The organism is Sphingomonas sp. G-3-2-10 (assembly GCF_012927115.1).
Taxonomy (GTDB): domain Bacteria; phylum Pseudomonadota; class Alphaproteobacteria; order Sphingomonadales; family Sphingomonadaceae; genus Sphingomonas.
Window position 1 is genome coordinate 746,812 of sequence record NZ_JABBFY010000001.1, and the last position, 12,333, is coordinate 759,144.

Annotated in this window: 14 protein-coding genes; 10 read left to right on the forward strand and 4 right to left on the reverse strand. The window is 66.7% G+C overall.

The features are described from left to right. Positions 1-75: 75 nt before the first annotated feature. The 4 genes from HHL13_RS03765 to HHL13_RS03780 are packed head-to-tail and all read right to left on the reverse strand — an operon-like array spanning position 76 to position 3,028. On the reverse strand, positions 76-480 hold the full coding sequence (locus tag HHL13_RS03765; RefSeq protein WP_169554413.1) for a hypothetical protein: 405 nt from the start codon (positions 478-480) through the stop codon (positions 76-78). Between the two features lie 29 nt (positions 481-509). Then, positions 510-1,031, reverse strand: a complete 522-nt coding sequence (locus HHL13_RS03770) for a hypothetical protein (protein ID WP_169554414.1) — start codon at positions 1,029-1,031, stop codon at positions 510-512. A gap of 36 nt (positions 1,032-1,067) precedes the next feature. Then, positions 1,068-1,724, reverse strand: coding sequence for a UTRA domain-containing protein (locus HHL13_RS03775; protein ID WP_169554415.1), 657 nt, complete (start codon positions 1,722-1,724; stop codon positions 1,068-1,070). Next, a complete protein-coding gene (locus HHL13_RS03780) occupies positions 1,721-3,028 on the reverse strand; it encodes a formimidoylglutamate deiminase (RefSeq protein ID WP_169554416.1) in 1,308 nt (435 codons plus the stop codon). The genes HHL13_RS03775 and HHL13_RS03780 overlap by 4 nt, the downstream gene beginning before the upstream one ends. A gap of 47 nt (positions 3,029-3,075) precedes the next feature. Between HHL13_RS03780 and hutI the strand changes: the two genes are divergently transcribed. The 10 genes from hutI to HHL13_RS03830 all read left to right on the forward strand — a co-directional run bounded on the left by hutI (position 3,076) and on the right by HHL13_RS03830 (position 12,324). Beyond that, positions 3,076-4,266, forward strand: coding sequence for an imidazolonepropionase (gene hutI / locus HHL13_RS03785; protein ID WP_169554417.1), 1,191 nt, complete (start codon positions 3,076-3,078; stop codon positions 4,264-4,266). Then, positions 4,263-5,753 (forward strand): histidine ammonia-lyase, encoded by a 1,491-nt coding sequence (gene hutH / locus HHL13_RS03790; protein WP_169554418.1) that lies wholly within the window; start codon positions 4,263-4,265, stop codon positions 5,751-5,753. The genes hutI and hutH overlap by 4 nt, the downstream gene beginning before the upstream one ends. Next, positions 5,750-6,550 (forward strand): N-formylglutamate deformylase, encoded by an 801-nt coding sequence (gene hutG, locus HHL13_RS03795; RefSeq protein WP_169554419.1) that lies wholly within the window; start codon positions 5,750-5,752, stop codon positions 6,548-6,550. The genes hutH and hutG overlap by 4 nt, the downstream gene beginning before the upstream one ends. After that, positions 6,547-8,205 (forward strand): urocanate hydratase, encoded by a 1,659-nt coding sequence (gene hutU, locus HHL13_RS03800; protein WP_169554420.1) that lies wholly within the window; start codon positions 6,547-6,549, stop codon positions 8,203-8,205. The genes hutG and hutU overlap by 4 nt, the downstream gene beginning before the upstream one ends. 9 nt (positions 8,206-8,214) lie before the next feature. Then, positions 8,215-8,505 carry a PqqD family protein gene (locus HHL13_RS03805; protein WP_169554421.1) on the forward strand — a complete coding sequence of 97 codons (291 nt, stop codon included), beginning with the start codon at positions 8,215-8,217 and terminating at the stop codon, positions 8,503-8,505. A gap of 63 nt (positions 8,506-8,568) precedes the next feature. After that, positions 8,569-9,723: a nucleotidyltransferase family protein gene (locus tag HHL13_RS03810; protein WP_169554422.1), complete on the forward strand. Its 1,155-nt coding sequence runs from the start codon at positions 8,569-8,571 to the stop codon at positions 9,721-9,723. A gap of 107 nt (positions 9,724-9,830) precedes the next feature. Then, positions 9,831-10,865, forward strand: coding sequence for a 50S ribosomal protein L11 methyltransferase (locus HHL13_RS03815; protein WP_169554423.1), 1,035 nt, complete (start codon positions 9,831-9,833; stop codon positions 10,863-10,865). Between the two features lie 91 nt (positions 10,866-10,956). After that, positions 10,957-11,106: a hypothetical protein gene (locus tag HHL13_RS03820; RefSeq protein ID WP_169554424.1), complete on the forward strand. Its 150-nt coding sequence runs from the start codon at positions 10,957-10,959 to the stop codon at positions 11,104-11,106. A 145-nt stretch (positions 11,107-11,251) separates the two neighbouring features. Next, complete coding sequence (locus tag HHL13_RS03825; RefSeq protein WP_169554425.1) at positions 11,252-11,401, forward strand: hypothetical protein; 150 nt, start codon at positions 11,252-11,254, stop codon at positions 11,399-11,401. A gap of 98 nt (positions 11,402-11,499) precedes the next feature. Further along, positions 11,500-12,324, forward strand: coding sequence for a Stf0 family sulfotransferase (locus tag HHL13_RS03830; protein ID WP_169554426.1), 825 nt, complete (start codon positions 11,500-11,502; stop codon positions 12,322-12,324). The last annotated feature ends 9 nt before the right edge of the window (positions 12,325-12,333 follow it).

Consider the following 12,333-nt stretch of genomic DNA (forward strand, 5'->3'; position numbering starts at 1 on the left):
CGCCGTGGAGCGGTCAAAGCCAAGTGGCGGAAATGCGTGTGCCTGTCGCGGTGCGGTACGGCGGTTCGGTCCGGGTCAGCGCCTGGCGAGCTGGCTTCGCGCTTCGGCCAGATTTTCCTCCAGTGTGGAATCGTCGAAACCGAGACGCTTGGCCGCTTCGTAATTCTCGATCGCGGCACCATAATCCTTCGCGATGTGATGGCACACGCCGATCTGGTTGAGGCAATCGGCTTCGTCGTCGGGGAAATCCGCGGCGATGGCGCGGAACGCATCGATTGCGCGGGCGTCGCTCCGCAGCATCAGGCTGTGCGCGGCGTCCTTGCGCGCGGCCTTGCTGGCGTGTTCCGGATCCCTGCCGCTGGCGCGAACGAACAAGGCGAGCGCCGCTGCGTCCTTCTCGGCTGCCTTGAGCGCCGCGCGCACCGCTTTCTCTTCCGGCGTGCCGCCGCCGAACAGATTGCCGAACCATCCCATCGTCATTCCTCCCGATCCGTAGCGGAGGCAGGAGATCACGAACCGTCGCCGGAGGCATTCCCGTCAATTGGGGGGATGCCGAACATCTCGATCATCGCCCGATGCGCGCCGCCCTGGATCAGCGCCTCGCAATGACAGGCGATCGCTTCGGGTTCGCGCCCGAGATCGTAGAGCGCGAGGCTGAGCAGGCCTAGGCAGCGAGGACGATAGTCGGGATGAGCGACGGCGAGGCGTTCGATATGCCCGATCGCGGCCTGGGCATGGCCGGCGACGATCATCTGCTCGATATCGCTCAGCTGCGCCTCGCGGTCGTCGCGCTTCACCCGGGAAGCCTTGATCAGCACCCGCAAGGCGGACCACCAGCCGATCCGCTTCGTCACCGGATCGGTCAGCCTTCGTTCGGCGGAGAATTCTGGCGCCGCGGCCCAGCGCGGGGGCTCCGGAAGGGTACCGAGGTGGCGGAATTCATGGCCGATCGGGTGTGATCGGGGGAGTTCGATCCGGCCGTCCTCGTCCTTGTCCATCGCGCCGGGATCGGGCCGGCCGCCTTCGCGCACAACCCCTTGTATGAGGGGGGCTCCACGAGGGGGTTTTCAGCTGCGCGGGGTGAAATCCTCGACCAGATCGTAGTGGTCCGCCGGGAAAAGCTGGGTCGCGTGGGTGACGGGCGCATCGCCGCGCCACGTCCAGCGTTCGATCTGAAGGCAGGGCGCGCCCGGGGCTATGCCCAGCCGCTGCGCTTCGGTCCGTCCAGCGCCGGTCGCGCAGATGCGGTGGCGGGCATCGGTCCACGGCACCGAATGGAGCAGCCAGGTGCCCGGCGCTTCGACAGCGAAATCGATCGCGGCGGCTTCGGGTACGGTGGCGAGATCGAGCCAGCGGCTTTCCCATCCGAACGGCTTCGCTCCCGAATGATGCACACCGGTGAGGATCAGCCTGTTGCCGTCGATCGCGCGGCTTACGAGTTCCCAGCGATAGGTTTCCCCCCGCGCGGCGATCAGCGCGCCGATATCGGGCACGCCGACCACGGCGGAGCGGATGCGCGGCTGGGCAACGAACGAACCCGCGCGGCGGCGTCGCTCGATCAGCCCTTCGCGCGCAAGATGGCTCAGCGCCTTGTTGACCGTCGCGCGAGCGCAGCCATGTTCGGCGACCAGCTCATGCTCGAACGGGATGCGCGTGCCCGGCGCCCATTCGCCCGAGCGGATGCGCGCTTCGATCTGGCCGCGGATGCGCGCTTCGATGGTCATGCGAGCAGGCGGGCGAGCGTGGCGCGATAGCGCGTCGCGATGGCCTCGGCATGGATATGCCGCCCGCCCTGAACCAGCTTCCGGCCGTTGCGCCAGACGCAGTCGATGGGCGCGCGACTGGCGAAGATCCAGCTGTCGAGGATCGCGTCGCCGCTGCGATTGGCGAAGGCGGGGTCATTCGTGTTGAGCGATACCCAGTCGCCGGTGCCGGACGCGCCGAGGCTCTGCCGCCCGCCGTTCAGCGCGGCGTTGAACAGCCGCGCGCCGGTCGACTGGCCGGGAGCCGCCAGCACATTGCGAGCGCGGGCGGTGAGACGTTGGCCATACTCCAGCAGGCGAAGTTCCTCGGCTGCATCGATCCGCACGTTGGAATCGCTGCCCACGCCGATGGCGCCGCCTTCGTCGAGGAACGCCGCCGCCGGGAACAGGCCGTCGCCCAGATTGGCTTCGGTGATCGGGCACAGCCCGGCCACCGCGCCGCTGCGCACGATCCCAATCCGCTCGGCATCGGTCAGGTGAGTGGCGTGAACCAATGTCCAGTCCACCCCGACCGGCATCTCGTCGAGCAGCCATTCGACCGGGCGCTTGCCGCTCCAGGCGATGCAGTCCGCCACTTCCTTCACCTGCTCGGCGATGTGGATATGGATCGGCCGGCCGTCCGCCACCGGCAGGATCGCGCGGAGCTGGTCGGGCGTCGCGGCGCGCAGGCTGTGCGGGGCGATCCCGGCGATGCCGTCATGCGGCAGGCCAGCACGCGCACGGTCGACCAGATCGCCGAAGCTGTCGGGATCGTTGAGGAACCGCCGTTGCGCGCTACCGGCGGGTGCGCCGCCGAACCCGCCCTGCGCATAGAAGACCGGCAGCAGCGTCAGGCCGATACCCGTCGCTTCCGCCGCCGCGCCGATCCGGTGCGACATCTCGGCAATGTCGGCATAGCGCGAGCCGTCGGGCGCATGGTGGAGATAGTGGAACTCGCCGACGCGGGTGAAGCCGGTTTCCAGCATCTCGGCATAGGCTTGCGCGGCGATGGCTTCGAGATCGTCGGGCGTCATCCGCTCGACGAAGCGGTACATCAGCTCGCGCCACGACCAGAAATCGTCGCTACCCGGTCCGCGCGCTTCGGCGAGGCCGGCCATGCCGCGCTGGAAGGCGTGGCTGTGGACATTGGGCAGGCCGGGGATGCCGATCGCATGGCGCTCGTCGCCCGGCTGCGGATCGACGCCGGCCGTGATAGCGCGGCCATCCACCCGGACCCGATCGATCCGGTTACCATCCACTAAAGCAGTCTCGAACCAGATGCTCATGCGATTATGTCTAGACATATTCATCGCATTGGCCAAGTCTAATGCGCATGACGACTCCTGCGGACCGAATCTGGCGAAACGCGCGCCTCGCGACGATGCGTTACGGGCTGGGCGTGGTCGAGGATGGCGCGGTCGCATCTCGCGACGGCAGGATCGTCTATGCGGGACCGGCCGATGGTGCACCCGACGCCGACGAGACCATCGATTGCGAAGGCCGATGGATCACGCCGGGCCTGATCGATTGCCACACCCATCTGGTCCATGCCGGCAACCGCGCGCGCGAATTCGAATTGCGGCTGCAAGGCGCGTCGTACGAGGAGATTGCGCGGGCAGGGGGCGGGATCGTCTCGACCATGAAGGCGACTCGCGAAGCAAGCGAAGCCGAACTCGTTGCCGCCAGCCTCCCGCGCCTCGATGCGCTGCTGGCAGAAGGCGTCACCACGGTTGAGATCAAGTCCGGCTATGGCCTGACCCTCGACGACGAAGCCAAGATGCTCCGCGCCGCCCGTGCGCTGGGCGAAGCGCGGAAGGTGCGGGTTCGCACCACCTTCCTCGGCGCTCATGCCGTTCCGCCCGAATATGGGGGCGACAGCGATGGCTATGTCGATCTCGTCTGCAACCAGATGATGCCCGCAATGGCCGGGCTTGCCGATGCGGTGGACGCTTTCTGCGAAGGCATCGGCTTCTCGCCCGAGCAGACCGAGCGCGTATTCGAAGCCGCCGCCACGCATGGCCTGCCGGTCAAGCTCCATGCCGAGCAGCTTTCGAACCTCCACGGCGCTGCGCTGGCGGCGAAGCACAAGGCGCTGTCGGCCGATCATCTCGAGCATCTCGACGAAACGGGCGTCGCGGCAATGGCCGCCGCGGGAACGGTTGCGGTGCTACTGCCCGGCGCCTTCTATTTCATGCGCGAGACGCTCAAGCCGCCGATCGACGCCCTGCGCGCGGCAGGCGTGCCGATCGCGCTGGCGACCGACTGCAACCCCGGCACCTCGCCGCTGACGTCGCCGCTGCTGGTGATGAACATGGGCGCGACCCTGTTTCGCCTGACAGTGGAGGAGTGCCTGACCGGCGTCACCCGCAACGCCGCGGCGGCGCTGGGGCTTTCCGGCGAAATCGGCACACTCGAGGCAGGCAAGGCTTGCGACCTGGCGATCTGGGACGTCCAGAGTCCCGCCGAACTGGTTTACCGGATCGGGTTCAACCCGCTCCATGCACGTGTGATTGGAGGCATATGATTATCCGGCCGGGCCATGTGAGCCTTTCCGAATGGCGGGCGATCTACGAAGGCGCGCGCGCCGAACTGGATCCGTCGTGCCATGACGCCATCGCCGCCAGCGCCGCTGCGGTCGAGGCGATCCTTGCCCGGCACGAGCCGGTCTATGGTATCAACACCGGCTTCGGAAAGCTGGCCAGCGTGAAGATCGGCGATGCCGATCTGGAGACGCTTCAGCGCAATATCGTGCTGAGCCATGCTGCGGGGGTCGGCGATCCGGTCCCTGTGCCGATCGTGCGCCTGATGCTGGCGCTCAAGCTCGCCAGTCTGGCGCAGGGCGCGTCGGGCGTGCGGCCCGCGACCATCGCGATGCTCCAGGACATGCTCGCCCGCGACGTGATGCCGGTGATCCCGGGGCAGGGATCGGTCGGCGCGTCGGGCGATCTCGCCCCGCTGTCGCACATGGCGGCGGCGATGATCGGCGTGGGCGAAGTGATCGTGGATGGCGAGCGCCGCGCGGCGAAGGATGTGCTGACCCCGTTGGTGCTGGGACCGAAGGAAGGGCTGGCGCTGCTCAACGGCACGCAGTTCAGCTGCGCCCATGCGCTGGCCGGACTGTTCGAGGCCGAGCGACTGTTTCGTGCCGCTCTGGTTACCGGTGCGCTGTCGACCGAAGCGGCGAAGGGATCGGACACGCCGTTCGACCACCGTATCCACACGCTGCGCGGTCACAAGGGCCAGATCGAAGTCGCCGACGCCCTGCGCGGCCTTATGGCCGGTTCGGCGATCCGCGCCAGCCATGCCGTGGACGACGAGCGGGTGCAGGACCCCTATTGCCTGCGCTGCCAGCCGCAGGTGATGGGCGCGTGTCTCGATCTGCTGCGGCAGGCCGGCGCGACGCTGGAAGTGGAAGCCAATGGCGTGACCGACAACCCGCTGATCTTCGCGGAGACCGGCGAAGCGCTGTCGGGCGGCAATTTCCACGCCGAGCCGGTCGCCTTCGCGGCGGACATGATCGCGCTGGCCATTTGCGAGATCGGGTCGCTGTCCGAACGCCGCGTCGCGATGCTGGTCGATCCGGCGCTGTCGGGGCTGCCAGCCTTTCTCACCCCGCGTCCGGGCCTCAATTCGGGCTTCATGATCCCGCAGGTCACCGCCGCCGCGCTGGTCAGCGAAAACAAGCAGCGCGCTTATCCGGCCAGCGTAGATTCGATCCCGACTTCGGCCAATCAGGAGGACCATGTGTCGATGGCGGCGCATGGTGCACGCCGCCTGCTGGAGATGGCGGCGAACCTCGGCCATGTGATCGGCATCGAATATCTCGCCGCGGCGCAGGGCTGCGATTTCCATGCGCCGCTCAAGTCCAGTCAGGCGCTGGAGGGGGCGAGGGCGCTGCTGCGCACGAAGGTGCCGATGCTCGACGAGGACCGCCATTTCGCGCCGGACATGGCGACCGCCACCGCGCTGCTCCGCGACCTGCGCATCGCGCTGCCGGGAGTGTCGCAATGATCGCCGTCCATCGCGGCGATGCGCCGCTGATCGTGTCGATCCCCCATGCGGGCACCGAGATTCCCGACGATCTGGCAGGCGACGTCCACTCGCTCGAACGCGCGCGCTATGACGCGGACCTGTACATCGACAAGCTCTATGCCTTCGCGGTGACGCTGGGCGCGACGATCGTGCGGACCACGCTGTCGCGCACCGTGATCGACATGAACCGCGATCCTTCGGGCGTGTCGCTCTATCCCGGGCAGACCACCACCGATCTTTGCCCGCTGACCACGTTCGACGGCGAGCCGCTCTGGCGCCCCGGCCGCGAACCGGACGAAGCCGAGATCGCGCGCCGCCGCACCCTCTATTTCGAGCCCTATCACAGGGCGCTGGAGACCGAGATCGCCCGGCTGCGTGAGGAGCATAATGCCATCGTACTCTACGAAGCGCATTCGATCCGCAGCTATGTCCCGCGCCTGTTCGACGGCGAACTGCCGCAGTTCAACATCGGCACCAACAGCGGCGCATCCTGCTCACCGAAGCTGACCGAAGCCGTGGAATCGGTGTGCGAGACCAGTGGCGGATCGTGGATCACCAATGGCCGCTTCAAGGGCGGCTGGACCACGCGCCATTATGGCCAGCCCGAAAAGGGCGTCCACGCCATCCAGATGGAGTTGGCAATGCGCGGTTATGTGGACGAGGTCGGCCCGTATGACTGGCCGCCGCCGTGGAACGAGAAACGCGCAGAGGCCTGCCAGAAGGCGCTGCGCCACATTCTCATCCAAGCCATCGAATTTGCGGAAGAACAGGAATGACCCGTATCGACAATGCCCGCCACATCGAGGCGGCCACCGGCACCGAACTCACCGCGAAGAGCTGGCTTACCGAAGCCCCCTTGCGGATGCTGATGAACAATCTCGATCCGCGCGTCGCCGAAGCGCCCGAGGGGCTGGTCGTCTATGGCGGCATCGGCCGCGCCGCGCGCGACTGGGAGAGCTATGACCGGATCGTCGCCGCGCTGCGCGATCTGGAGGGCGACCAGACTCTGCTCGTCCAGTCGGGCAAGCCGGTCGGCGTGTTCCGCACGCATGAGAATGCCCCGCGCGTGCTGATCGCCAATTCCAACCTCGTCCCCAAATGGGCGACCTGGGATCATTTCCACGAGCTCGATCGCAAGGGGCTGGCGATGTACGGCCAGATGACCGCCGGTTCGTGGATCTATATCGGCACCCAAGGCATCGTTCAGGGCACCTACGAGACCTTCGTCGAGGTCGGCCGCCAGCATTATGGCGGCGACCTGACCGGCAAATGGATCCTGACCGGCGGGCTTGGCGGCATGGGCGGCGCGCAACCGCTTGCCGCCACGATGGCGGGCGCACACTGCCTCGCGGTCGAATGCCAGCCCAGCCGGATCGAGATGCGGCTGAAGACCGGCTATCTCGACCGTCAGGCGACCAGCATCGACGAAGCGCTGGAGATCATCCGCACCGCGACCAAGCCGGTCTCGGTCGGCCTGCTCGGCAACGCCGCCGATGTCTTCCCCGAACTGTTCCGCCGGGGCATCCGCCCCGATGTCGTAACTGACCAGACTTCGGCGCACGATCCGATCAACGGCTATCTGCCGCTCGGCTGGACGCTCGACGAGTGGTTCGCCAAGCGCGAGACCGCGCCGCACGAAGTGGAAGCCGCCGCGCGCAAATCGATGGCGATTCAGGTCCGCGCGATGCTCGATTTCCATCACGCCGGGGTGCCGACGCTCGATTACGGCAACAATATCCGTCAGGTCGCGAAAGACGAGGGCGTCGAGGATGCCTTTGCATTTCCCGGCTTCGTCCCCGCCTATATCCGCCCGCTATTCTGCCGGGGCATCGGTCCGTTCCGCTGGGCGGCGCTCTCGGGCAATCCCGAGGACATCTGGAAGACCGACCAGAAGGTGAAGGAGCTGTTGCCCGACAACAAGCATCTCCACCGCTGGCTCGACATGGCGCGCGAGCGGATCCATTTTCAGGGCCTGCCCGCGCGCATCTGCTGGGTGGGGCTGGGCGACCGGCACCGGCTGGGCCTGGCGTTCAACGAAATGGTGGCGAACGGCGAACTGGAAGCTCCTGTGGTGATCGGCCGCGACCACCTCGACAGCGGATCGGTTGCCAGCCCCAATCGCGAGACCGAAGCGATGAAGGACGGTTCGGACGCCGTGTCCGACTGGCCGCTGCTCAACGCGCTGCTCAACACCGCCAGCGGCGCGACCTGGGTGTCGCTCCATCATGGCGGCGGCGTCGGCATGGGCTATTCGCAGCATAGCGGTATGGTTGTGGTTGCCGACGGCACGCCCGAAGCGGCGAAGCGGCTCGAGCGCGTGCTGTGGAACGATCCGGCCACCGGCGTGATGCGCCATGCCGATGCGGGCTACGAGATCGCGATCGACTGCGCGCGCGAACAGGGTCTCGATTTGCCGGGCATCCTCGGCTAGTCCGCCGCGATGGAACACGTCGAAGCAAGCAAGCTGATGGTGCGCCGGGGCGCCGGGCTGATCGAAGCCGAGGTCGATGGCGAGATGGTCGGCCTGCATATCCAGAACGGCACCTGCTACAGCTTCAATTCGACGGCTGCGGCGATCTGGAAGCTGGTCGAGGACGAAAAGACGCTCGCCGAGATCTGCGCGGTGCTGAGCGACGATTTCGAGATCGAAGCGGACGAATGCGAGGCCGATGTGCGCGTGCTGCTCGACGATCTGGCCAGCGACGGGCTGGTGGTGCTTTCGGCTGCCTGAGTTCGATCACCTCGCCGGGCTGAAAATGCGGGGCCGGAAACGGTGCCGGGAGTATTCGCAGACATGACCATCCCGCGCGCGCTCCCGGCCGAGCTTCGATACGTGCTTCAGGCAAGCAATCCGTCGCTTCCGGTGCCGGATGCGGAGGGCATCGACTGGCAGGTCGTCGCGCGGGGCATCGAGCGGCATGGCCTCGCCCATCTGGCCGGGGAGAAGATGCTTGCCCGCGATGCGGTTCCGGCCGCTCAAGTCGCCACGCTCCGCGCGCTCCGGCAGGCCGGCGCCGCCACTGCATTGCTGCAGCTTCGCGAGACGCTGCGTATCTGCGCGCTGCTGGACAGTGCCGAAATCCGGTATCTTCTCGTCAAGGGCGTGGCCCTGTCGATCCAGCTGTTCGGCAGCCCCGGCGTACGCAGCAGCAAGGATATCGATCTGCTGGTCGAACCCCGCGCCGCGGCACGAGTGGACGCGATCCTTCGCCCGTTGGGCTATGAGCGGCCGGAGATGGACCTGGCGAAGGACGAACTGGCCGGTCACGTCCCCAAGGAGATCGGCTACCTCAATCACGAAATCGGCATGATGATCGAGGTCCATACCCGGCTGACCGAGAATGAAGGGCTGTTCGCGCCCGATTTCGAGACATTGTGGGAAACCCGCGACACGGTGGCGATGGGCGGACGCCAGCTGCCCACGCTCGGTCGCGAGCATCTGGCGACCTATTTGTCGGTCCACGGCGCGAAGCATAACTGGGCGCGGCTGATGTGGCTGCTCGACATCGCGCCGCTGACCGCTTCGCCGGAGGCAATCGACGCCGCGCTGGCCCATGCCCGGCGCTTCCATCTCGCACCGGTGCTGCTGCACACGCTGTGGCTGCTGCACCACTGGTTCGGGCACGAGGTCCCGGCGGCGATTCTGGTGCGGGCAGGGAATGACCGCACCGTCCGCCTGCTGAACCGCATGACGCTGCGCTTCCATTCCGATCCGCGCTGGTTCGAACAGGCGCCGCGGCGTTCGTGGCGGCGCTTCTATCTGAACTCGGTGCTGGGCCGGATCACCGGCTATGCGATGAAGCCGGGGCTGGGATACTGGCGGCAGCAGATGTCGCTCGAACTGGTCTCGCCTGCCGATCGCATGCTCGTCACGCTGCCGCGGGGCCTGCGCTGGGGCTACATGGCGCTGCGGCCGTTCGGCTGGCTGATCCGCAGGCTGAAGCGCTGAACCGGGACTGCGATTGCGGGGCCGGGCGAAATCTGGTGAGAGGCGCGCACTATGGGAAAGGGACGATTGTGCTGACGGACCGGGAACGGGCGGAACGGCTCCGGCTGATGGAGCCTGCTGTCGCGGGAAGGCCGGACGCGATGGTCGCCCTGGCGCGCCAGTTCGCCGCCTGTGGCGAACAGGCAAGGGCGGTGGAGCTCGCGTTCGCGGCATCCGAACAGCTCGCCGGCGACGGCAATGCCGGCACGCTTGCAGGGCAGTTACTGAGCGACAGCGTGCCGCGCTGGCACTTCAACCTGCTGCGCGATACGGCGCGGAACCAGGCCTATGAAGACGCCATCCGCCGCGCGGTGACGCCGGGATGCCTCGTCCTCGAGATCGGCACCGGATCGGGCATCCTCGCGATGATGGCGGCGCGGGCCGGTGCGCGCGTCGTCACGTGCGAAGCGGACCCGTCGGTCGCCGCCGCGGCGCGCGCGGTCATCGCCGCCAATGGCTATGCGGATCGCGTGACGGTGATCAACAAGCACTCGACCGCGGTCGATCCGGCCGCCGACCTGCCGGAGCTGGCGGATATTCTGGTCTCCGAGATCGTCAGCAACGACCTGCTCAGCGAATACGTCTTGCCCGCGCATGCCGATGCGGTCGCCCGGCTGCTCAAGCCCGGCGCGCCGGTCATTCCCGCGCGCGGACGCATTCGCGTGGCGCTGGCCGAGGATCGTCTGTGGGAACAGGCGCGGGCAGGGACCGTCAGCGGCTTCGATCTGTCGCCGTTCAACCGAATTGGGCATCCGTCGCGTCAGATCGCGGTTGGTAGCCCCCGGCTGACGCTGCGGAGCGAGCCCGCCGACATTTTCGATTTCGATTTCGCCGCCAGTCCAGCCCCTGCCGATGCGAGCACGCACCGCGATCTCCGCGCCACCGGCGGGCCGGTGAATGGTATCGTGCAGTGGATCGCGCTCGATTTCGATGATCAGGGCACCTACGAAAATCCGCCGCTGGCGGGGTCGCAATCCTCCTGGGCCCTGCTTTTCTGGCCCTTCGCGGCGCCGGTGGAGACGGTGGCGGGCGACATCATCACTGCCGGTGCCTCGCATCTCGTCGATCGCCTGCGATTGTGGCGGGAACCACCTTGTTATTGAGGGGGTTTTGGGAGTATCCCGCAGCGCGCAGTATGGTCGGCATGTTGGGGGGCATCCGATATGTTCTGGCCTAGAGTGTAGGATGGATTCGATGGAAAAGCCCCAAGAACAGAAGATCGCGGCCCAGGACGAGGCTCTTGAGAGCTGGGTGAAGCCGCAGGTGGAATCCTATGCGCCGGTCAAGGCGGCAGAGGGCATTTTCTATAACCGTGGCGACGGCCTGACCAACATGACCCCCTAAAGGGTCGTGTTCTGAGAACGGTTGCATTTGCGAGTGTCGCGAGGCAACGGCTTGTTGCTAAATAGGTTTTCTTGATCTGCTGCGCGCGGTTGCGTGTCGGTGGGGTGAGGCGAAGTGATATCGCCAAATGTACAGGATGGATTCGATGGAAAAGCCCGTAGAACAGACGATCGTGGCTCAGGACGAGGCTCTCGAGACCTGGGTGAAGCCGCAGGTGGAATCCTATGCGCCGGTCAAGGCGGCGGAAGGCATTTCCTACAACCGTGGCGACGGCCTGACCAACATGACCCCCTGAAAGGGTCGTCCCCCGCGGGACATTATTGCGTTACGGGCACCCCGTTCTGACAGGGACGGGGTGCTTCTTGCTATCTGAATTCGACGGATTGGGGTTTTGTGACGATCGCTGGCCGGCCCTATGATCTATCGACCGCGGAACATGACTATCCGGAACGGTCGGAGCCGCCGTCTCGCAGCATCCTGATCTGCACGCACCCGCGCTCGGGGAGCACCCTGCTGGGCGAAGCACTGTATTTCGCGCGCGATCTGGGATGCCCTCTCGAATATTTCCACGCGGGTTTCCGGCCCCGGTTCGAGGCGCGATGGGGCGTCGATGACCTGGATGGTTTCGCGCGTGCCGTCTGGCGGCATCGCACCGGCCCGAATGGCGTGCTGTCGAGCAAGCTGATGTGGCGCGACATTCAGGAACTCGCGGAAGAACGCGAGCCCGGCGCGTTCGACGATCTGGAGTCACCGCCGGAGACCGCCTCGCCGGAGACCTATCGCCGCGTCGCGCAGATCATCGACGAGATCCTCCCCTCGCCGCTTTATGTCCATCTCTACCGCCGGGACCGGCTGCGTCAGGCCGTTTCGGGCATGGTCGCCACCCAGACCGGGCAGTGGCGCTCGATTCCCGGCGCCGAGATGGAGCGCCTCGCCGAGCCCGAATATGATGCGGACACGATCACCCGGCTGGTCGGCTATTCCGACTTCTGCCACGGCCATTGGCGCAATCTGATCGCGGCATCGGGCGCGCCCGCGCTGTCGATCGCCTATGAGGATCTGGCGAACGACTTTCAGGGAAGCGTTTCCGCGCTGTTCGCCAGCCTCGGCAGCGACGCCGCGCCGCCGCCGGTCCGCATGCGGCGGCAGGCGGACGGTGTGTCGGAAGCCTTTGTGATGCGCTATCTGCGCGAACGCTGCGCGCCTTCGGCGGGCTGAAGCCGCGCG

Excerpts from the sequence above, each read along its gene's own strand:
- HHL13_RS03765 (WP_169554413.1), bottom strand. The coding sequence starts at position 480 with ATGACGATGGGATGGTTCGGCAATCTGTTCGGCGGCGGCACGCCGGAA.
- HHL13_RS03775 (WP_169554415.1), bottom strand. The coding sequence starts at position 1,724 with ATGACCATCGAAGCGCGCATCCGCGGCCAGATCGAAGCGCGCATCCGC.
- HHL13_RS03780 (WP_169554416.1), bottom strand. The coding sequence starts at position 3,028 with ATGAGCATCTGGTTCGAGACTGCTTTAGTGGATGGTAACCGGATCGAT.
- hutI (WP_169554417.1), top strand. The coding sequence starts at position 3,076 with ATGACGACTCCTGCGGACCGAATCTGGCGAAACGCGCGCCTCGCGACG.
- hutH (WP_169554418.1), top strand. The coding sequence starts at position 4,263 with ATGATTATCCGGCCGGGCCATGTGAGCCTTTCCGAATGGCGGGCGATC.
- hutG (WP_169554419.1), top strand. The coding sequence starts at position 5,750 with ATGATCGCCGTCCATCGCGGCGATGCGCCGCTGATCGTGTCGATCCCC.
- hutU (WP_169554420.1), top strand. The coding sequence starts at position 6,547 with ATGACCCGTATCGACAATGCCCGCCACATCGAGGCGGCCACCGGCACC.
- HHL13_RS03805 (WP_169554421.1), top strand. The coding sequence starts at position 8,215 with ATGGAACACGTCGAAGCAAGCAAGCTGATGGTGCGCCGGGGCGCCGGG.
- HHL13_RS03810 (WP_169554422.1), top strand. The coding sequence starts at position 8,569 with ATGACCATCCCGCGCGCGCTCCCGGCCGAGCTTCGATACGTGCTTCAG.
- HHL13_RS03815 (WP_169554423.1), top strand. The coding sequence starts at position 9,831 with ATGGAGCCTGCTGTCGCGGGAAGGCCGGACGCGATGGTCGCCCTGGCG.
- HHL13_RS03820 (WP_169554424.1), top strand. The coding sequence starts at position 10,957 with ATGGAAAAGCCCCAAGAACAGAAGATCGCGGCCCAGGACGAGGCTCTT.
- HHL13_RS03825 (WP_169554425.1), top strand. The coding sequence starts at position 11,252 with ATGGAAAAGCCCGTAGAACAGACGATCGTGGCTCAGGACGAGGCTCTC.